The 21,051-nt window shown below is 61.6% G+C and carries 16 protein-coding genes; 6 read left to right on the top strand and 10 right to left on the bottom strand.

Annotation, left to right across the window (positions count from 1 at the left end):
• The first annotated feature begins 149 nt into the window (after window positions 1-149).
• Both LDN75_RS08060 and LDN75_RS08055 read left to right on the top strand, forming a co-directional pair.
• The gene (locus LDN75_RS08060) at window positions 150-4,073 is read left to right on the top strand and encodes a Pls/PosA family non-ribosomal peptide synthetase (RefSeq protein WP_223937525.1); all 3,924 of its coding nucleotides are present in this window, start codon (window positions 150-152) and stop codon (window positions 4,071-4,073) included.
• A 13-nt stretch (window positions 4,074-4,086) separates the two neighbouring features.
• Window positions 4,087-5,427, top strand: a complete 1,341-nt coding sequence (locus LDN75_RS08055) for a M1 family metallopeptidase (RefSeq protein ID WP_223936613.1) — start codon at window positions 4,087-4,089, stop codon at window positions 5,425-5,427.
• Here the strand turns inward: LDN75_RS08055 and LDN75_RS08050 are convergent.
• The 6 genes from LDN75_RS08050 to LDN75_RS08020 form a co-directional block, all read right to left on the bottom strand.
• Complete coding sequence (locus tag LDN75_RS08050; RefSeq protein WP_223937524.1) at window positions 5,424-6,077, bottom strand: 4'-phosphopantetheinyl transferase family protein; 654 nt, start codon at window positions 6,075-6,077, stop codon at window positions 5,424-5,426. The two genes, LDN75_RS08055 and LDN75_RS08050, sit on opposite strands and share 4 nt — an antisense overlap.
• Window positions 6,077-6,718 (bottom strand): ATP-binding cassette domain-containing protein, encoded by a 642-nt coding sequence (locus tag LDN75_RS08045; protein ID WP_223936612.1) that lies wholly within the window; start codon window positions 6,716-6,718, stop codon window positions 6,077-6,079. Before LDN75_RS08045 ends, LDN75_RS08050 begins: the two co-directional genes overlap by 1 nt.
• Window positions 6,719-6,723: 5 nt before the next feature.
• The gene (locus LDN75_RS08040; RefSeq protein ID WP_223936611.1) at window positions 6,724-8,685 is read right to left on the bottom strand and encodes a hypothetical protein; all 1,962 of its coding nucleotides are present in this window, start codon (window positions 8,683-8,685) and stop codon (window positions 6,724-6,726) included.
• An 867-nt stretch (window positions 8,686-9,552) separates the two neighbouring features.
• A complete protein-coding gene (gene pheT, locus LDN75_RS08030) occupies window positions 9,553-12,096 on the bottom strand; it encodes a phenylalanine--tRNA ligase subunit beta (RefSeq protein WP_223936609.1) in 2,544 nt (847 codons plus the stop codon).
• Between the two features lie 2 nt (window positions 12,097-12,098).
• The gene (pheS, locus tag LDN75_RS08025) at window positions 12,099-13,160 is read right to left on the bottom strand and encodes a phenylalanine--tRNA ligase subunit alpha (RefSeq protein ID WP_223936608.1); all 1,062 of its coding nucleotides are present in this window, start codon (window positions 13,158-13,160) and stop codon (window positions 12,099-12,101) included.
• Between the two features lie 146 nt (window positions 13,161-13,306).
• Window positions 13,307-14,257, bottom strand: a complete 951-nt coding sequence (locus tag LDN75_RS08020) for a hypothetical protein (RefSeq protein WP_223936607.1) — start codon at window positions 14,255-14,257, stop codon at window positions 13,307-13,309.
• A gap of 107 nt (window positions 14,258-14,364) precedes the next feature.
• On the opposite strand from LDN75_RS08020, the gene LDN75_RS08015 reads away from it, so the two are divergent.
• Both LDN75_RS08015 and LDN75_RS08010 read left to right on the top strand, forming a co-directional pair.
• A complete protein-coding gene (locus tag LDN75_RS08015; RefSeq protein ID WP_223936606.1) occupies window positions 14,365-14,784 on the top strand; it encodes a hypothetical protein in 420 nt (139 codons plus the stop codon).
• A complete protein-coding gene (locus LDN75_RS08010; protein WP_223936605.1) occupies window positions 14,781-15,413 on the top strand; it encodes an SIMPL domain-containing protein in 633 nt (210 codons plus the stop codon). Before LDN75_RS08015 ends, LDN75_RS08010 begins: the two co-directional genes overlap by 4 nt.
• On the opposite strand, the gene pcp is transcribed toward LDN75_RS08010, so the two are convergent.
• The gene (gene pcp, locus LDN75_RS08005) at window positions 15,382-16,029 is read right to left on the bottom strand and encodes a pyroglutamyl-peptidase I (RefSeq protein WP_223936604.1); all 648 of its coding nucleotides are present in this window, start codon (window positions 16,027-16,029) and stop codon (window positions 15,382-15,384) included. The two genes, LDN75_RS08010 and pcp, sit on opposite strands and share 32 nt — an antisense overlap.
• A 77-nt stretch (window positions 16,030-16,106) precedes the next feature.
• Here pcp and LDN75_RS08000 point away from each other — a divergent pair, with 77 nt between their 5' ends.
• Window positions 16,107-17,201: an Rv2578c family radical SAM protein gene (locus tag LDN75_RS08000; protein ID WP_223936603.1), complete on the top strand. Its 1,095-nt coding sequence runs from the start codon at window positions 16,107-16,109 to the stop codon at window positions 17,199-17,201.
• A 32-nt stretch (window positions 17,202-17,233) separates the two neighbouring features.
• Here the strand turns inward: LDN75_RS08000 and LDN75_RS07995 are convergent, their stop codons facing one another.
• Entirely contained in the window at window positions 17,234-17,668 is a 435-nt protein-coding gene (locus tag LDN75_RS07995) for a (deoxy)nucleoside triphosphate pyrophosphohydrolase (RefSeq protein WP_223936602.1), read from the bottom strand.
• A 136-nt stretch (window positions 17,669-17,804) separates the two neighbouring features.
• Between LDN75_RS07995 and LDN75_RS07990 the strand changes: the two genes are divergently transcribed.
• Complete coding sequence (locus LDN75_RS07990; RefSeq protein WP_223936601.1) at window positions 17,805-19,010, top strand: MFS transporter; 1,206 nt, start codon at window positions 17,805-17,807, stop codon at window positions 19,008-19,010.
• A 96-nt stretch (window positions 19,011-19,106) separates the two neighbouring features.
• Here the strand turns inward: LDN75_RS07990 and LDN75_RS07985 are convergent, their stop codons facing one another.
• Together LDN75_RS07985 and LDN75_RS07980 are read right to left on the bottom strand one after the other, a co-directional pair.
• Entirely contained in the window at window positions 19,107-20,024 is a 918-nt protein-coding gene (locus LDN75_RS07985) for a cation diffusion facilitator family transporter (RefSeq protein ID WP_223936600.1), read from the bottom strand.
• A gap of 101 nt (window positions 20,025-20,125) precedes the next feature.
• Window positions 20,126-21,037, bottom strand: coding sequence for an RNA methyltransferase (locus tag LDN75_RS07980; RefSeq protein ID WP_223936599.1), 912 nt, complete (start codon window positions 21,035-21,037; stop codon window positions 20,126-20,128).
• Between the last annotated feature and the right edge of the window lie 14 nt (window positions 21,038-21,051).

The following is a 21,051-nucleotide window of genomic DNA, read 5'->3' as shown; positions in this document are numbered from 1 at the left end:
ATGGAGCTGCTATGTCCAGCAAGCTGTGACGGCAAAGCGAACACTCGTGCAACAAACCGTGACGGGCAGGAAACGTCAGACACCTTTTGTTCACTTTCCTGCGAAAAGCTGACCCCGTGAGCACAGAACACTCTGCCGTGGCCGGGAACATGCATGCCTTGGCCACCTACCGCCCCCAATTTCCGGGGGCGTCTGCAGCACCGGCCCAGCGGACCCTGGTGGATATCCTCGAAGCGACCGCGGCAGCTTTTCCGGAATCCTCCGCACTGGACGATGGCCGGAAGTCACTGAGCTACACCGAACTGCTTGCAGCAGTCCGCACGTTCGCGCGGGAGCTGAATATCGCTGGCCTTGGCCGAGGGCAGAGGATCGGCGTCCGCATCCCGTCGGGTACCAATGAGCTCTACATCGCCATCCTGGGGATTCTCGTGGCCGGAGCTGCCTATGTTCCGGTCGATGCGGACGACCCCGATGAGCGCGCCCGGTTGGTCTTCGGCGAAGCCAAAGTCGGAGCCGTGGTTGGTGCCGGCCTGGCCATTGAGCTCGTTGGCGTGGGACGGCAGGCTGTGGCTGCACCGGGAAAACCCGGGCTGGATGACGACTCGTGGATCATCTTCACCTCCGGTTCCACGGGCACGCCGAAGGGCGTAGCCGTCAAGCACCGCTCCTCCGCCGCTTTCGTGGACGCCGAAGCCCGTCTCTTCCAGCAGGCCGATCCGATCGGCCCGCAGGACAGGGTTCTGGCCGGCCTATCGGTTGCGTTCGATGCTTCCTGCGAAGAGATGTGGCTGGCCTGGCGGCATGGTGCCTGCCTGGTACCGGCTCCACGCGCCCTTGTACGGACCGGCATGGATCTGGGCCCATGGCTCATCAACCACGGCATCACCGTTGTTTCCACAGTGCCGACCCTCGCTGCTTTGTGGCCAGTCGAAGCCCTCGAGAATGTGCGCCTCCTCATCTTTGGTGGGGAGGCCTGCCCGCCTGAACTCGCCGAACGGCTCGCCGTCGAGGGCCGTGAAGTCTGGAACACCTACGGGCCTACCGAGGCCACTGTTGTCGCCTGTGCGGCTCCCTTGGGCGGACCCGGTCCCGTTCGAATCGGGCTGCCACTGGACGGCTGGGACCTCGCCGTCGTCGACTCCGCCGGCGTTCCGGTGGCCGAAGGCGATATTGGGGAATTAATCATCGGCGGAGTCGGACTGGCCCGATACCTGGATCCAGGCAAGGACGCTGAGAAGTATGCAGCCATGCCGACCCTGGGCTGGGAACGCGCCTACCGGTCCGGGGACCTTGTGCGCTTCGAGGCCGAGGGGCTGGTCTTCATCGGGAGGGCCGACGAACAGGTCAAACTGGGTGGGCGACGGATCGAACTGGGCGAAATTGATGCCGCGTTGCAGTCCCTTCCTGGAGTGGCAGGTGCTGCGGCCGCTGTGCAAACGACGGCGGCAGGTAACCAAATCCTGGTGGGGTACTTGGCTCCTGCAGATAGCGTCGAGCTAAACCTCGGGGAAGTCCGTGGGATACTGGGCGAAAGCCTTCCGGCGGCGTTGGTCCCCTTGCTTACCATTGTGGATTCGCTGCCCACCAAGACCAGTGGAAAAGTGGATCGACATGCTCTCCCGTGGCCGCTTGCCGGAGCCAGCGCCATGGAGGCCGGCAACGCACCACTGAATCTGCCAGATGATGCCCGCTGGATAGTGGAGCAATGGGAATCGGTCCTCGGCAGCCCGGTGGGCTCCCTCGACGCGGACTTCTTCGCGTACGGCGGAGGCTCGTTGGCAGCAGCACAGCTTGTCTCCGCCTTGCGTCTTCGCTACCCCCTCATCACCGTGGCGGACATCTACGCCACGCCGCGGATCGGTGCACTGATAGACACTGCCCGGCAGTCGCTTCCCGACGGCGGCATGCCCGGTCCCGCTGCGGAGCGCACCGTACGGCCCACTGCGTTCAAGTCGCAGATCTTCCAGATCCTCATGGGGGTACCACTGCACATCCTGGTAGGCATGCGGTGGTTGACCTACCTCATGGCTGCCAACCAGCTGCTGGCCGATTTCGGTGGATTCACCGCGGCCCCCGTTGTTTCCTGGTGGTGGATCGCGGCGTCCTGGCTGGTCTTTGTCAGTCCGCTGGGCCGCATGGCGATCTCGGTGGTGGCTGCCCGAATCCTCTTGGGCAAGGTCGGGCCAGGAACATATCCGCGATCCGGCAAAACGCACCTAAGGCTTTGGCTGGCTGAGCAAATACAGGACCTCTCCGGTGCTATTGGCCTGGCCAGCGCACCGTTCGTTCCCTATTATGCACGTGCCCTCGGCGCAAAGATCGGCCGGGATGTCCACCTGCACTCTTTGCCGCCGGTAACCGGCCTGCTGTCCTTGGGAAGTGGCGCCAATATAGAGCCCGAAGTGGACCTCTCTGGCTGGTGGGTGGACGGCGACTCAGTCCACATCGGCCAAATACATGTTGGAGCAGGAGCAGTGGTGGGATCCAGAAGCACCCTTATGCCCGGAGCCACCATCGGCGCTGGGGCGCACGTCGAAGCAGGGTCTGCAGTGCTGGGCAAGGTGAAGGCTGGGCACCTCGTGGCTGGCTCCCCGGCAGGACGCCTCGGAAAAGCAAAACACGACTGGCCGGAGCCCAGTAGCCGACGCCCCATCGTGGCCCGCTTGTGGTTCTCGGCATTCGCCACCGGCTCCGCGGTTCTGGCCTTGATCCCTTATGTGTCCGCCTTCGCCGGTGCTTTGGTCATCCTCGCTTTTGTCCGTGGGCATGGGTCTCTCGGAGAAGCCTTGCCGCAGATCACCATGGCGTTGCCGCTTGCCGCCCTCGCATGGTTCTTCAGCAACCTCATCCTGATCCTGGTTGTTACCCGGCTTCTAGGCTTGGGACTCAAGGAAGGCTACTACCGGGTCCGAAGCCGCATTGGCTGGCAAGTTTGGGCCACCGAGCGGTTGCTGGACATGGCGAGGGATCTGCTCTTCCCCATCTACGCGAGCCTCTTCACTCCAGTGTGGCTACGCCTGCTGGGGGCCAAAGTGGGCAAGAACGTAGAGGCATCAACTGTGCTGTTGGTGCCCAGGATGACGACGATCGGCGATGGAGCTTTCCTCGCCGACGACACCATGGTGGCCTCCTACGAGCTCGGCGGCGGCTGGATGAAGATCGCGCCAGCCAAGATCGGGAAACGCTCGTTCCTGGGCAACTCGGGTATGACGGCGGCTGGCCGCAACGTGCCCAAGAACTCGCTCGTCGCCGTGTTGTCCGCTACGCCGGCCAAAGCCAAGTCCGGCACCTCATGGCTCGGCAGCCCACCTGTCAGGCTGCGCCGCACAGCCGTCGACGCCGATCAGAGCCTCACGTTCCAGCCACCCTTGAAGCTGAAGCTGGCCAGGGGTCTCTGGGAATTGTGCCGACTGGTGCCGGTCATCCTCACGGTGGCAATCGGCGTCGGCGTCATGCTGGTTCTCGACGCTATCGCCAGAGGCTGGAGTTACTGGCTGGCCGCACTTCTAGGCGGTGTGGTGGTCCTGGCTGCCGGAGCGGTGGCGGCGTTCAGTTCCATCATTGCCAAGTGGATACTGGTAGGCACCATTCGCGCCGGTGAGCACCCCTTGTGGAGCTCGTTCATTTGGCGCAACGAGGTTGTGGATACGTTCATCGAAATGGTCAGTGCACCGTGGTTCGCCCGTTCGGCCGCAGGAACCCCTGCCTTGGTGTGGTGGCTGAGCGGCCTTGGCGCAAAGATTGGCCATGGAACGTGGTGCGAAAGCTACTGGCTCCCCGAGGCCGATCTCGTAACGCTCGGCGAAAATTCCACGGTCAACCGGGGCTGTGTGGTCCAGACCCATCTTTTCCACGACCGGGTCATGAGCATCGACACCGTGACATTGGGCAACGGCGCAACCATGGGCCCGCACGGTGTCATTCTTCCTGCCGCCAGCATTGGCGACGGCGGCACCGTTGGTCCTGCGTCGTTGGTCATGCGCGGCGAAACGGTGCCGGCAGGCACCTATTGGATGGGAAACCCCGTGAGTCCTTGGGAGGGTCCGGCAGCACCGTCCGTCCGACTCAAGTAGATTGGGGCAGACCATGACGGCACCGATAACTACTACCGCGACCAACGCCGACCCATACACCTTGGACCACGGCAGCACCAGCTACCGCGTGGACAGGTACGAGTTGGACCTCGATGTCAGGCTGGGCAGCAACAAGCTGATCGGCAAAGCGGTGCTGAGTTGCACGGCTTTGGAACCATTGACGCAGATAGTCCTGGACCTGGTGGGCCTGCGGGCATCCAAAATCCAAGTGGATGGCAGGAAGGTCCAAAAGTTCAGCCAACGCGCCGAGCACCTTGTGGTCGCAACTGCGTCTCCCTTGAAGGCGGGCCAGTCCTTCGTCGTGGAGATCCGCTATGATGGCAACCCGCAACCGCGCCGGGGCTTGTGGGGCGAGGTCGGCTGGGAAGAATTGACCGACGGCGTCCTGGTGGCTGGACAGCCCAACGGCGCGGCGTCGTGGTTCCCCTGCAACGATCATCCCCGCAGTAAATCGTCGTTCCGGATCTCCGTGACCACCGATGACAATTACCGGCCTGTTTGCAACGGCCAGCTTGTGTCCCGATCACGAAAATCAAGCCGCGAGACCTGGGTCTACGAGCATTCCGAGCCCATGGCCACCTATCTCGCCACGGTGCAGATCGGCCGTTACAGCATGATTCCCCTCAACCCGGATGATACCCACCACCGCGTGCCCCAGTTCGCCGCGGTTCCGCCCGGCATGGCCGAGGACGCCAGCTGGGGCCTACGACGCCAGCCGGACATGATGCAGACCTTCGAGGACTGCTTCGGCCCCTACCCGTTCTCGGAGTACACGTCGGTGGTGACGGAAGACGTGCTGGAAATCCCCCTTGAGGCCCAGACCGTGTCCATTTTCGGACGCAACCACATGCGTGATGCCTGGGATGCGCAGCGACTGATCGCCCACGAGCTTTCCCACCAATGGTTTGGAAACTCCCTCACTGTCAGCACCTGGAAAGACATTTGGCTGCACGAGGGATTCGCCTGCTACGCCGAATGGTTGTGGTCCGAAGAGTCGGGCACGATGACGGTGGCCGATCGGGCATTGGCAGCGTGGAAAAAGCTCGACGGCGGTCCACAGGACCTGCTGGTTGGTGACCCCGGTCCGGAGCTGATGTTCGACGATCGGGTCTACAAGCGCGGGGCTTTGGCTGTTCATGCGCTGCGTATCGCGGCCGGGGATGAGGCGTTCTTCGGTTTCCTGCAGCATTGGACTGCCGTTAACCGCCACGGCTCAATTTCCACAGCGTCCTTCATCGAAGCGGCCGATTCGTTTATCCCGGGTTTCGACGCCGCCGCTCTGCTGCGCCCCTGGCTCTACGAAGCAACGCTCCCGCCTTTGCCGCAAGGCTAGGAAACCGCCACCGCCGCCACAAACCCCTCCGGCAGTTCCTGGCCGTTTTCGTGGATCCTGGGGATGTCGCAGAGGCCGGGCAGGTCCAGAACATCGAGATCTGCCGGGTCGCGCCTCAGGCCCTCCCCGGTCATCTTCAACCAGGCTTCCTTGCGCGCCCATAAGCGTGCGCGCTGCACGGTCCATTGATTTTCCGGCATAGTCTTCAGGAAGTGCTTCTCCCCCGGGGTCAAGGCAACATCATCAAAGCCTTCGAACGCCGCTTGATTAGTCGCTTCAAGGTCCACTCCCAGCCGGAGGGCCGGCGTCGGATGCACGACGCCGGCCAGCAGCAACCAGCCCTGGGCTTTGGACGCGCTCAGCGCTAGAGGCGCGGGGGCGCCGTCGAGCATGAAGCCTGGACGTCCGTGGTCCTGGCCGTGACCGCACTGTGGGCAGACGTAGTCAGGCACGAGCCGGGCGGGATCCACGTCGAGGAGCGAAGCGGCCAAATGCCGCAGCGCAACCCGGCCAGCAATGAATTCTTCCCGATCCTTGGAACGGGCGTAATGGAGCGCCCGGTCCTGGGCGGGCCGCCCAAGCTCCTGAAGGCGGGCGCCCGAAATGAGCAGTCCGTTGAGCCTTAGCAGCTCGAACACAGGGCTCTGCATCACGCCCCACCCAGACGGACGAGGTCGTCGCCCGCTGCCATGAGATCCTCATCGTGGGTGGCTACGACGACCGTTGCGCCGCGCCGAGCCTCTTCTATGAGGAAGTTGATCACTAATTCACGATTCTTTCGATCCAACGACGCTGTTGGTTCGTCGGCAAGGACTACATCTGCCCCGCGGAACATCGCTCGGGCCAATCCAACGCGTTGCTTCTCACCACCACTTAGCCTGGCAGTCTGCTCCTTCCCCCGACCCGAAAGCAAGACGTGGTCGAGGACCTGCTCCACGCGATCGAGCTCTGGCTGACGCAGCCCGAAAAGACCCCTACGCCCGACAGTCACGTTGTAGTCAACACTGGCCTCTTCAATGAGCCCGTAGTCCTGAAAAACGAAAGCGACGTGGTCCCGCCAAAACCGGCGGCGCCGGGCATCGTTCCATGTAGTGGCGTCCTGACCGCCTACTAGTACGCTGCCCGTCCCGACTCGACCCAACAGGCCAAGAACATTCAAGAGCGTCGTCTTACCGCTGCCGCTCTTCCCAGCAAGTACGAGCATGCGGCCTGGCTCCGCTTTCACGGAAGCAGAGTTCAAAACGGCCTTTCCATCGATAACAACCGAAACACGGTCGGCGCTTAATTGCATATGATCTATCCTCTTCGTGCGAGTGTCGTGCGGAACGTCGTCGTTGCCGCCCATTGATGCAGGAACCATGCGACGGCAAGGTAGACCAGCGGGGCAAATCCGGAAATCCCAATGCTTGAAGGATCTAGTGCTGCGAACGACAGGGCCATGACGGCGCCGAACAACAAAGAGGCAGTTGCTTCCCACAACAGTCTCGGCAGGAGGATTGAACCCCACGATTTCCCGGCTGTGTGTTGTACGAACCAGCGACGTCGCCGAAGAAGGGCGAAGATCCAAGCGGTTACGCTTACGCACATAACGAGCGCAAGTACAGCGAGAGCGATGGCCCCTGCGCCGAGTTGAGCGTTGCGTTGCTTCGACTGGGCGTCATAAAGACCCAAGTCGGCTATGCGGTCAATCGACAGGACTTCCGCCCCCATGTCCCGCTCCTTCAAGAGCTCGCCCACCTGTCCGGGATCAGTGAATATTACATTTCCGCGACTCACCGCCGATGCCAGGAAGGCGTCATCGAACTGGGCCAAATCATTCACCACGAGGATCAGAGGACGCCGATTTGTGTCCAGGGTTCCTGACATACCACCTGATACGACAATCGGGACGTCGCTGGTGTTGCTGAACAGCTCAACATCTGGTCCTTGTCGGGACGTAGTCCACAGTTTCAGGTTGGGAAGAAGCTGGCGCTGGACCGAATCCGGTAGTTCATCCAGCGACTGCAGGGCACCAATGGGTTTCCAGATTGCTCCAGCGGCCCCGTTAACGGTGTCAAGGTATTGCCGATCAGTGAGGACAATACTATCGAAATCCAAATTCCGGAGGTCAACGGCCGCCAGATCGTCAACCAAATTGACTGTGTCAGAGCTCAACGACATCGAGAACATCGCAGCGTCATGCTTCGCCATGTCTCTGGTTAGGCCAGCGAATGCCGCCTCTTCGGCGTCCCCAAGCCGGTTGGCGATACGTACAGTAACGCTGTCGCCCATGGATTCCCATGTCGCGCCTTGAGATATGGCAGCCGAAGCGTTCGAAACCACGCCGGAAACGGTCGGCAATATGGCGGCAACGATGACCACTGCAACTACTTTCAGCAATTCGCTGATCACCCAGGAACCTCGCTCTGACGGTCGACGGGCTGCAATATCCCGTACAGAAGGAAGGGTGAGCGTCCCAATTAGCAGAGCCAACAAGACAGCAAACACCGCTACGGCGCCGGTAAACAGCCCAAAGGCCGAGATGAAAAACCCAAGACGGCCAAATCCTGTTGTCAGCACGACGACAACTGAGATCAATAAGGTTGCGAGGACAGGTAGCGCCATGGCTCCAAAGAACGAGCGGAGGTCAGTGAGCACAATATGCGATAGTCGCATGCCCGCCATGATCCGCAGCTCCCGGCCGCGCGCGCGCAGCACGTACCACGACATGATCGTGGCACCTAGCAGCAAGATTGCCGCTGACATCGGCACCCAAGCTCCAACAGTTAGAAGAGCATAGGAAAGCAACCCAAGAGGAGTCTTCTCGTTGAGCACCGCTTCGGCTTTGAGATCACTCATGGCCCAGGCCTGAAAGGCTACCGCTTGAGAGTCGCTCGCGTAGAGAGCGTAGACGCCATTCAGCGACGTAATGCCGAGATCGCCTGACTTCATCATCGATCCGCTCATGGTGGGCGAGAACCAGTCGATATCCATATTCTCGATATCCCCTGAGCCGAAGGCGAATGCGACGCGCTTATTCAGAAAATCATCCGGCGCACTCGCTACCCGGATGATGCCTGTACGCGAAGAGTCGGCGTAATCATCCAACCGGTCAATGATTTCCTCGCGGGATAGCGGGCTGCTGTCGAAGCGAATTGATGACACGTAGTCAGCATCGGGTAACCCATCGAGATCTGCCGCAGCTGAATAGACGCCAGCAATCAAAGCAATCAAAGCTGCTATCGCTACAGCGGCAAAGCGGACCAGGATCTTCAACATGATTCCACCCTACGGTCGTGCGCTGCACCGCATTTGCACACGGTGCAGCGCAAGAACACTTTTACTAGCAACCAGTGATGCGGTAATAGGCCCGGTTGTTCTGGAAGCTCGACGTTGCTTGGGAGTTGTTCGACCAAGTTCCAGCAGCCACGTTGGGTGAGGACGAGTAGCCCCAGTCATTCTGTGTTGACGAACCATGACACAGATTTTGCTGGAAGTAATCGGAGAAGAGGTGCACTCCACTAACGACACCGTAGTTCCACACACCGCCCTCCCCAGGATATACGGTGGCGGCTACTGCTGCCGCGCCTCCCACTGCAGAAAGACCAATTGCAATGATGCTTCCAGCAAGGCTTCGACGAATGTTCACGATATTTTCCCCTCGTTTCTGGTATTCAAATGTCCCGATACCAATCCCGTCCATGCCCAGATAGCAGCAGGAAAAGATCAGTATTGGCGTCCATCGTTAGATCACCAGAGACTCCCCGAATGCTTGGTTTGACCTCGCCTCGCGCGACACCCCCAATGTCTGAACTAACCATAGGTGTCATTTAGTAAGGAAACCAGTTAAAAGCGACTTGCAAGACGGAAAATCAATTTAATGTCCATTCGATTTGAGATGACTGCTTAATCCGCTTTAGTGTCACTTAGGGCGAAATCGTGATGCGCCTTTTCAAATATTTCTTAAGGTTTCACAGTTGCTACAACCAGCACGGAAGCAAAGGTTACGTGTCCTGCACAGCCCGATATCTGGAACCTGGCAGCCTTCGACTCAGACCCAGGCATAGTTGCGCCAAAGACAAACCTCGCTAAAGAAAGGATCCCCGGAACCCTCAGGTTCCGGGGATCCCGCTCACAGCGGGTGGATCAGCGCTGGACTGCTCCGAAGCGCTCTGCAGCAACAGCCACGGCGCCAGCGCGGGCCTCCGATGCCTCGTCCGCAGTGAGCGTGCGGTCAGCGGCGCGGAAGCGAAGGCCGAAGGCCAAGGATTTCTTGCCTTCCTCAATGCCAGGACCGACGTAGACATCGAACAACGCTACGTCTTCAAGGAGCTCACCGGCGCCTTCACGCAACGCGGCAAGGACCTCGTCAGCCGGCACGTCCTGCGGAACAACCAGGGCAACATCCTGTGTGGCCACCGGGAATCCGGAGATGTGCTTGGCAACAATGACGTCGGCAGCAGCTTCGAACAGCGCCTCCACGTTGACCTCGAGGGCCACCGAGCGGGCGGGCATGTCATGGGCCGCCAACAGCTTCGGGTGCAGTTCGCCGGCGTAGCCCACCACGTCGCCGGATCGCAGCGCGAGCTGTGCGGCACGTCCGGGATGGAACGCCTGGTGGCTTCCCTGGCTGACTACGAGTTCAACGCCGAGAACATCAGCGATGAGCCGGGCGACATCCAAAGCATCGGCCCAGTCCCATGCACGCGGCGTGTGCGTCGCGGCTGCGGGTGAATCATGGCCAGTCAAAACGGCGGCGATGTGCAGCGGCTGGTGCGGGACGCCGTCGTACAGTGCATCCAGTACCTCGTCGGCCGGCTTGACGCCCAGCGGCGGAATGGAATCCGTGCCCAGCTTGTCGCCAGGGAGGAAGACCGAACCGGCTTCATACAATGCCAGATCGCGGAAGCCGCGTGAGTGATTGCGGCGGGCCACCTCGATCAGGCCCGGCAGGATGGACGTACGGAGGTAACCGTGCTCCTCGCTGATGGGGTTCGCCAGCTTCAGCGCGGGACGCGCCTGGCCCTCAACGGCAACGCCGAAGGTGTCGTTGGCTGCCTTGGCCACGAACGGATAGGACAGGACTTCCGTCAGTCCGGCGTCCGCGAGTGCTTGCACGACGCGGCGCTTCTGCTGCTGACTGCGGCTCAGGCCACGGCCCGGAGGCGCAACAGGAAGGGTCGCCGGGATGTTGTCATAACCAACCAGACGGGCAATTTCCTCGGAGAGGTCTTCCTTGGTTTCAAGGTCGTTGCGCCAGCTCGGAGCTGTCACCAGATAGCCGGTGGCAGTCTTTTCCACGGCAGCACCAAGATCCACCAGGGATGTGGTGATCTGCTCTTCCGTGAAGTCGATGCCAATCCGGGCGGCAGCGAACTCTGCCGGCAGTTCAATGGTGACGGCGTCAGGAGCGGTTCCGACGTCGGTACCGGACTCGTCAGCGGTGCCACCAGCCAGTTCAACCAAGAGGTCCACCACGCGCTGAGCGGCGATATTGGCAACGTGCCAGTCAACGCCGCGCTCGAAACGCTTGGAGGCCTCGGACGGGAGCTTGTGGCGACGACGCGAACGGGCGATCGATACTTCATCGAAGTGTGCCGCTTCCACCAGGATGTTCGTGGTGGCATCCGAAACCTCGGTGTGGGCACCGCCCATCACCCCGGCGATGCCGATGGCTCCGGAGTCATCAGTGATCAGCAGGTCTTCGACGTCGAGCGTGCGCTCTTTGTCATCCAACGTGGTGATCTTCTCCCCCGCAACGGCACGTCGGACCACGATGTCGCCCGCAAGCCTGTCGAGGTCGTAGCAGTGGTTCGGCTGGCCGAGCTCAAGCATGACGTAGTTGGAGATATCAACCGGCAGGGAGATGGAACGGACGCCGGCCAGACGAAGACGCGCGGACATCCACGGCGGGGTGGGACGGGAAGCGTCCACGCCACGCACTGTGCGTGCCACGAAGCGGTCGCAGCCCGGCTTGCCATAGATGGGGGCGTCGTCGTTGAGCTTGACGCCATACCCGCCTTGGAGGCTTGCCGGAGCGTTGACCTTGGAGGCCGGGTCAACGAAGGATGTTCCGGTGGCGTGTGCATACTCGCGTGCCACACCGCGGATGGAGAAGGCGTAACCGCGGTCCGGGGTCACGTTGATTTCTGCGGCCTGGTCATAGAGACCAAGGAGTTCCATCGCGTCCGTGCCGATTTCCGGATCCAGCCCGATCCTTGAGAGGACCAGGATTCCATCATGGTCCTCGCCGATACCCAGTTCGCGGACGGAAGCGATCATGCCCGCAGACAGGTGGCCGTAGGTCTTCCGCGCCGAGATCTTGAAGTTTCCCGGCAGCACAGCCCCGGGAAGCGTGACAACAACTTTGTCGCCTTCCACGAAGTTGTGGGCGCCGCAAATGATGCCCTGCACGCCGGAGGGATCGATTCCCTCGCCAGTCAGGGTCTGTTCCTGCCCTTCAGGGACAACACGGACCTGGCACCAGTTGATGGTCTTGCCATTGGACTGCGGTTCCTTGACCAAGCTCAGCACCTGGCCCACCACAATCGGGCCCTTGAGTTCATCCGTGGGACGGTGGACTTCTTCTTCTTCGAAACCGACCTTGACGAGGTCAGCCATGACGTCTTCGGCCGTAGCATCGGCCGGAACCTGCGCGAACTCACGCAGCCAGGAAAGTGGGATACGCACTGTTAGATCTCCATCCCGAAGTGCTCGCTGAAACGTACATCGCCCTCGATCATGTCGCGCATATCGCCGACCTCGTTGCGGAACATGAGCGTGCGCTCGATGCCCATGCCGAAGGCAAAACCTGAATAGACATCCGGATCGATGCCGGCAGCCCGGAGGACGTTGGGGTTGACCATGCCGCAGCCGCCCCATTCGATCCAGCGGGGACCGCCCTTGGCGCCAGGGTGCCAGATGTCCAGCTCAGCAGACGGCTCGGTGAACGGGAAGTAGTTGGGGCGCAGGCGGATGGAGGCTTCGTCGCCGAACATCTGCCGGGCGAAGTGCTCCAGCGTTCCACGGAGGTCGGCCATGCTCAGGTTCTTGTCAATCGCCAGGCCTTCGAACTGGTGGAAGACTGGCGTGTGCGTTGCGTCGAGTTCATCAGTGCGGAACACCTTGCCCGGGCACAGCACGTAGATGGGAACCTCGCGCTCCAGCATGGAACGGACCTGAACCGGAGAGGTGTGGGTGCGCATGAGGAGGTGCGCTTCGGGAGGCTCCACGAAGAACGTGTCCTGCATTTCGCGGGCCGGGTGGTCCGGCTTGAAGTTCAGGGCGTCGAAGTTGAACCACTCGGACTCAACCTCGGGACCTTCGGCAATTTCCCAGCCCATGCCCACGAAGATGTCCGAAACACGGTCCTGCAGCGTTGAGAGCGGGTGCCGGGCACCGGCACGGCGTCGACGCGGAGCAGCCGTGACATCAACGGTTTCCTCTACCAGGATCCGGGCATCATTCTCGGCTTCCAATACTTCGGTCCGGGCGGCGAGCGCCTGGTTGACCCGGCCGCGTGAGGATCCCATGAGCTTTCCGGCGGCAGCCTTGTGTTCCTTGGCAAGGCCACCGATTTCACGGTTGGCCAGGCTCAGGGGCGACTTCTCGCCAGTGTGGGCGAGGCGGACAGCCTTGAGTTCTTCGAGGGAGGAGGCAGCCGCAATCGCGGCGATCGCATCCTCAACGGCGGCGTTGATGGCGGCTTCATCCAGCGGATTCGGGATGGCAGCGCCTGGCAAAGTGTCAGTCATCTACTGTTCTTAGCTACGAGTCGGGAGCGGCCGGCATGGCTGGCCTGCAAAACGAAAGGGCAGTGCTCACCGCGGACGGCAGGCACTACCCTTCAGTCTAGTTGAAGCTCACAGGCGCCATCTAACCGCTGAGGCACGTCCGTGTTCTAAGTACCCGACGCCGGTGGCACGGCAGGCGGCGGAGGAACCTGGCCGTCGTCGTGCTTTGGTTGTTCTGCTTGCACCTGCGTAGGCTGCGGCGCCGGGGGTTGTTGGGTTGGCTGGCTTCCAGGTGTGTAACCCTGCCCTGCCCAGTTTTGCTGGGGCGGCTGGAAACCTTGCTGGCCAGGCTGTTGCGGGTATCCAGGCTGCTGGGGGTAGCCGGACTGCTGAGGCGCGTAGCCGGGCTGATTGTAAGTTGCCGCCCCTGCGAGCGCCGGCGCCTGCTGGCCAGACTTCCTGCGCAGCAAGACGAAGAGGAGCACCAAGGCTGCAGCGACAACGAGTACGGCTACGAGGATCCAGATGATCCACATCGGAATGCCCGCGCTGGCCTCGGCCTTGGCCTGGACGGTGGTTTCACTGATGGAGAGCATGTCGAAGGTGGCAGTGTTGCCGTCCACCGCCGCACCCTTGGCCTCGACAACCTTGCCCGGGAACGTGAATTTGACGGTGGCTTCGTCGAAGACGGACTTGGCCATTCTGGCCGCTGCCGGATCGCTGCTGTCCGAGCCCGTGACTCCGCCCATGGTGATGAAGTAGAAATCTCCATCCTTCTTCAGCTCGAAGGAGGAATCCGAACCCGATGATTCGCCAAGCTTGCCGGGGTCCAAATTAACCGCGGTGATCCGCTTCCCCTTGTACTTATCGTCCTCGTAGTCCACAACCTGGGCACCGTCGGGGATGTCCATGTCTTCACTGCCGTTGCCGTTGGTCTCCATGAATTCGTCGAAGGACTTCTCGCCCAGGACCGATTTTTGGATGGCGTAGACAACCTCGTAATCGATGCTCTTTTCGTTGTTGACCTTCACCGCCATGTTGAGCTTGAAGCAACCGGTCAGTGCCACCATGACTGCGATCATGACACCGACGACGCCCATGGCGCGTTTGACGTTCATTTTTCCTCTTCCCCCTGGAGTGAGTACGCACCAGGCGCGCCCGGTGCGTGAACAGCGTATCCCCGCCGATCCTGCCGTGCCATACGCCACGGGTCTAGCATGGCTTCATGACTCCCGGGCAGCGCTTACGGCAAGTCGCCAACATGCTGAACCTGACCACACCGTTGGGGCTGTTGGTCGCGCGGACGTCCCGATCGCGCATTTCGCGTGGGCCCCGGGGACTGCTGATAGCAGCAGGGTATGCCTGGAAGCTCCCACACGCCGGAGCGTTTACTGTGGGGAACGTCGTCCTCTACCGCGCAGCCCACGGCCTGGCAGGACGCAATGAGCGGCTCCTTGCCCATGAGGAGCGGCACAGCACGCAGTACGCCTATTGCCTGGGGTTGCCGTTCCTCGTTTTCTATGGTGTCGCGGCCGGGTGGTCCATGCTGCGCACCGGCAATCCGGCGTCGAGGAATTTCTTTGAACGGCAGGCTGGACTGGCCGCAGGCGGCTACATTGACCATGGAATCGAGGCCGAAGCATGAAACGCACCATAACCGTCACCGGAAGTGCGAGCGCCAAGGCAGTTCCGGACCTGGTGACACTGACTTTGGGCGTCGAGACGCGACGGGAGACTGCATCCAGGGCATACGACGACGCAGGGAAGGCGGCCGCCGCCGTCGTCGCCAGTTTGCGCGCTGCAGGCGTGCATGACGCCGATCTGCGTACCAGCGCCCTGAACCTGCGGGCGGACCTCGTATGGGTGGAGGGACAAGGGCAAAAGGTTACCGCCTATGTGGCGTCCACTAATGTTCGCGTCGGCATCCGCTCCCATACCCAGGCACCGGCCACCATCGCAGCGGCGGTGGCCGCCGGTGGGGACGACATCCGGATCAACGGCATAGAGCAGGGTTTTGCAGACATCTCTCCGGTCACCAGCCAGGCGCAGGAAGCCGCATGGCAGGACGCCCTTCAGCGGGCGGAGCAGTACGCGTCCCTGGCCTCAGCCCGGCTGGGCTCCGTAGTCTCCATTTCCCAGCATCCCCTGCCGGGCTCCCCTATCCCGATGGGTGGACTCGTCAGGGCCTCTGCTGCTGACGCACTTCCTATCGAGGCCGGGGAGTCATCGGTAGCCGCAAGCGTCACCGTGGAATGGGAACTCTTGAATCCCTAGGTCCATCCACAGGCGCCTGGACTGCCGTCCTGACGACCACCGCGATGCCGGCAGCCATGGATTCCAGTGGCATGGAGGCAGTCAGGCTCCCCGCGGGCACCTGCTCCGGAAGAAAGGGAAGATGGACAAACCCTGCCCGAACGCCGGCCTTCCCTGACAGGGCGTTCATCAGCGCATAAAACACATGGTTGCAAACGTAAGTACCTGCAGACTGCGAAACCTCACCCTTGATGCCGGCGATCTGCAGGTTCCGTAGGGCGGCTTTGATCGGCAGCGTCGAGAAGTACGCCGCCGGACCGCCGGGAACCACTTCCTGGTCGATGGGCCGCTGGCCCTTGTTATCAGGGATGCGGGCATCATCGCAGTTGATGGCAACGCGCTCCAGGGAGACCCTGTCCCTCCCTCCGGCCAATCCCGCGCACAGCACGACGTCCGGCGTTAGGGTTTTTACGGCATCGAGCAGGACGGTTGCCGCTTCACCGAACACGCAGGGCAGCTCTAAAGCTTCCACCTTGTGCCCCTCGGAGCGCAGGATGTCGCGTGCGCGCAGGGCAGCCGCCCAGGACGGATTGACCTCTTGATCGCCAAACGGTTCGAATCCAGTCAGCAGAATCATGGGCCAACCTTAGCAAGCTCCTGAATCGGCATTCGGGGACCTTGACATTGGTTCGAACATACATTCGAATGGAGTGCATGAGATGGGACGCACAAGCACTTTCGCCAACCCGTGGACCGGCGTCCGAAAGCCTTGGCAGTACGGCTCCGGGGCCCGCCCCGGCCTTGGATGCCCTGCTGCCGCTGGCCGGGCTTGTGCGTTCCATCTCAACACCCGAATTCTCCGGAGTCACCTTCCATGAGGTCACCGCAAAGTCAGTGCTCAACAAGGTGCCTTCCGGTTCCAATATGCCTTTCGAGTGGACAGTGAATCCCTATAGGGGTTGCAGTCACGCCTGCGTCTACTGCTTCGCCCGGAAGACCCACACCTACCTGGAGTTCGACGCCGGACGTGACTTCGATTCCCAGGTGGTGGTCAAGATCAACGCGGCAGAGGTCCTTCGGAGGGAACTCGCCAAACCTTCCTGGGAACGGCACCAGGTGGCCCTGGGAACCAACACAGACCCCTACCAGCGCGCCGAAGGCCGATACGCGCTGATGCCAGGGATCATCCGGGCCCTGGCAGATTCAGGCACCCCGTTTTCCATCCTGACCAAAGGCACGTTGCTTGCCCGGGACATTCCCCTGCTCAAGCACGCGGCCACCCAGGTCCCGGTGGACCTGGGGATCTCACTGGCCATGACCAACGAGGACCTTGCTGAGATTGTCGAGCCCGGGACCCCCTCGCCGAGGGCCCGCCTCAAGCTCATTGCGCGGCTACGTGAAGCAGGTCTGGGTTGCGGAGTCATGGCTATGCCCATCCTGCCTTGGCTCACGGATTCAGACGAAGCCCTTGAATCCCTTTTCTCGGAACTTTCCAAGGCCGGCGCCACGGGCGTCACTGCCGGAGCCCTCTACCTCAAGCCCGGTACGCGGGAGTGGTACATGAAGTGGCTCGCCGCCCACCATCCCGAACTCGTGGGCCGGTACCGCCGCCTGTACGGACAGGGTTCTTATGCCTCCAAGGAATACCGAACCTGGTTATCGGGCAGGGTCAATCACTTCAAGGCCAAGCACGGCTTTACCGGGACGCATGGCTTCAGCCACCGGAATGCCCGTCCAGCCACCCCTGCAACTCCGGGCGCGGATGCTGTTGTCGGCACGCCGCTGCCAGGCCAAGAGCGACTTTTCTGAACAGACGCCCAGTGAAGAAGCAGTAAACAGGCCTAGGCAGGTGCAGCCACGCGTTCCAACAGTGCCCTGACGATAGGGAAGTCCGCCGGGATCCAGGCAAGGCTAAGAGCTTCCCCGCCATCAACCAGAGATACCCAGCGCAACTCGTCGTGATCTTCAAGCGCCTGGGGTGTGCCTTCAGCGAGTTCCGCCAACCACACACGCATGGCCGCGCGCTCATTGAGGGGCCATCCCGCTGCTTCCCCGGACTCCAGCTCGGCACCCAGCCGAACAGTCACTCCCAGCTCTTCCGCGAGCTCCCGATGCAGGGCAGCCTCGGACGATTCGCCGTCCTCCACTTTTCCGCCGGGAAATTCCCACATTCCGGCGAACTGCGGCGGCGCGGTGCGACGCGCTGCAAGGAGTCGACCAGGAGCGTCCAGGGAATCGACGACGGCGGCACCCACCACGTTTATCAATCCAGTCACCGAATCAGTCTATGGGTGGTGGGGATCATGGGCATCGTCACATTGCGACGTCAAAGTGTTGGGCACCGGACTAAACTTGTAATCGGATTTTCTCCACCTTTCCCCACGCCCTCAAGGCACCTCAAGAAGCAGGCTCATGACTATCACCGTGTCCCCAACCGCCGTCGCCACAGAAAGGCGTCACCTAGGTTTGGCCATCCTCGCGCTGGCCATGGGCGGGTTCGCCATCGGCACCACAGAATTCGCCATGATGGGACTTCTCAAGGAAATCGAGGAAGGCCTGGGCATCAGCACCCCGGAGGCCGGTAACCTCATCTCCGCCTACGCCCTGGGCGTCGTTATTGGAGCGCCCATCTTCGCGGCATTTGGAGCGAAACTGCCCAGGAAGCACTTGGCGTTGGGGTTGATGCTGTTCCTATCCATCGCCAACCTGACCTCCTTCATTGCACCCGACTACGGCTTCATGCTGCTTTCGCGCTTCGCTTCCGGTTTGCCCCATGGCGCGTTCTTCGGTGTGGCTGCCGTCATCGCTGCGGGATTGGTGGCACCCACTAAACGAGGTTGGGCCATCTCCATGGTGATGGCAGGCTTGACTGTCTCCAACGTCATCGGCGTGCCCCTGGCTACCTGGGTGGGCCAGACCTTCGGCTGGAGGCTTCTCTTCATCATTGTGGGGGTCATTGGCATGCTTACCGTAGTCATGGTGTGGAAATTCGTTCCCTTCGAAGCAGCGCACCCCGAAGCCAGTATTCGGCGCGAGTTGGGAGCCCTCAAGCGGCTCCAGGTGTGGCTTGCGTTGCTGATCGGAATCATCGGCTTTGGTGGGTTCTTCGCCGTCTACACCTACATCGCCCACACTATGACCGGCGTGGCAGGGATACCCGAAGGCCTCATTCCCGCGGTGGTGGCGTTGTACGGACTGGGCATGGTGGCAGGCAACATCATCGGGGGCCGCATTGCCGATAAGTCAGTCATGGGCACCATCTATTGGGTCATGCCCGGTATCGCCGCAGCCCTGGTGGTTTACGCCATCGCGGCGCACTGGGCTTGGTCCGCCTTCATCATGGCCTTCGTCGTCGGCGGCATCGGTTCAATGCTGACGCCAGCTTTGCAGACGCGGCTCCTGGATGCTGCTCCAGGCGCAGCCTCGCTCGCTTCGTCCCTGAACCACTCCGCCCTGAACATTGCCAACGCGCTGGGCGCTTTCCTCGGCGGTACCGTGATCGCCTGGGGTTGGGGCTACGTGGCTCCGGCCCTTGTTGGTGCGGTGCTCGCAATCCTCGGCTTGGGAGTCGCCATCATCAGCGGCCTGCTGGAACGCAAGAAACCGCTGGCCACCTGACCAGCCTGCGGCTCGCTGACCAGCAGCTGTCCACTTCAACAAGAAAGGATGGGCTCCGCGAATAGCGGAGCCCATCCTTTCTTAATGCTGACCGGACTATGCCTGTACGCGCTCTACATCCGGTTCCAAGTAGATGACCCGCGCAATCGGAACAGCCGCCCGGATCCGCTGCTCGGCGTCGTCGATGACTCGTGCAATTGCCTGGCCGGTATCGGCGGCACCCATCGTGATCTTGGCAGCAACCAAGAGTTCTTCAGGCCCCAGGTGCATGGTCTTGAGATGGATGATGCGGGTTCCGTCGGCCTGCAATGCCTCAGTGATGCGCGCAACGTCGTCTTTGGTAGCCGACTCACCCAGCAGGAGCGACTTGGTTTCGACCGCAAGGATAACGGCGATGGCTACCAGGAGAAGGCCGATCATTGCGGTACCGAGCGCGTCCCAGACGCCATCCCCCGTTACGAGGGTCATGCTGACGCCGAAGAGCGCGAAAACCAAGCCCAGCAAGGCACCGAAGTCTTCAAGGAGGATGACAGGCAGTTCGGGTTGCTTGGCGTTGCGGATGAACTTGGCCCACGTCTGCTTGCCACGGATATGGTTCGATTCCACGATGGCGGTTCGGAAAGAGAACGACTCGGCAATGATGGCGCCAACCAGGACGGCCAACGGCACCCACCAGAAGTCGCCTTCGATGCCGTGCGGGTGCTGGAACTTCTCCCATGCCTCGTACAGGGCAAAGAGGCCACCCACGCTGAAGAGGACAATGGACACGATGAACGCGTAGATGTACCGCTCGCGGCCGTAGCCAAAGGGGTGCTCGGGGCTCGCCGCACGCTGCGCGCGCTTGCCACCCACCAGGAGAAGGATCTGGTTGCCGGAGTCTGCCACTGAGTGGATGGCTTCAGCGAGCATGGACGATGACATCGTCAGGACGAACGCAACGAACTTCAGGACAGCGATGGTCAGGTTCGCGGCGAGGGCCGCCACGATCGCTTTGGTACCGCCACTTGCAGCCACGAAAGCTTCACCTCTTCGGTTTTGGGAAAGTTTGGAATGGGCCAAGAAGAGTCGTCATCGTGACGATCTTGCAAGAATTACCGTACCGGGCGTCGGGTTATTTATGCATTCCCGACCCGGGCGCCCTGCTGCGAACGGGCACTTGCATAGAGGCAAACAGTGGCCGCTGTACCCAGGTTCAAGCTCTCCGCTGCCCCATAGACAGGAACAGCTACACGGTGATCCGCAAGAGCCAATTCGGCGTCGGACAACCCTTGAGCCTCGTTCCCGAACAACCATGCCGTAGGCGCCTCAAGCGCATAATCAGAGGCCACATCGCCGTTTCCAAGCCTGCGGGCAGCATTCTCGTCCTGGAGCTTGTCCAGGTTCACTGTCCCATAGCCGTCAGCGGCCAGGACGCCGATCCCCCGTTCCCGGCAACGCGCCACGAGCTCTTCAACATCAGCCCCCAGGACGACCGGGAGGTGAAACAACGAACCGGCCGTGGACCGGACCGCCTTGGGGTTGTAAATGTCCACGCTGGAGCCCGTCAGCACCACAGCATCAGCACCTGCAGCGTCGGCCGCACGCAGGACCGTGCCTGCATTGCCGGGGTCCCGGACCTGGCACATCACCGCAATCAGGCGAGGACCGGCGTCGAGCACTGATTCAAGGCTGACATCCACAAAACTACACACGGCAACAATGCCTTGCGGATTGACAGTGTCCGCCATGGCGGACAAAACCTCGTCACTGGCCAGCCGAAGCTGCGTTCCTTCTGCAAGGTCCGCGAGTTCCGGCAGCCGGTCCAGGCAGGCCTCGCTCGCAAAGACTTCATGCACGACGGCGCTACCGCCTGCCGCTATGCGCTCACGGTGAAGCGTCAAGGCCTCGCGCACCGCCTGTGGACCCTCAGCCAGGAAACGGCCGCGCTTTAAACGAGCCGGGCGCCCGGCAAGCTTGGCGACGTCCCTCACCCGATCTGCTCGGGGGTTGGTCATCGGAAAGTCTTGCGGGCGCCCGGTTTGGTTCATATAAAGAACTTTAG

Source organism: Arthrobacter sp. StoSoilB5, from assembly GCF_019977235.1.
Lineage (GTDB): Bacteria > Actinomycetota > Actinomycetes > Actinomycetales > Micrococcaceae > Arthrobacter.
This window is presented reverse-complemented; position numbering and strand designations above follow the sequence as displayed.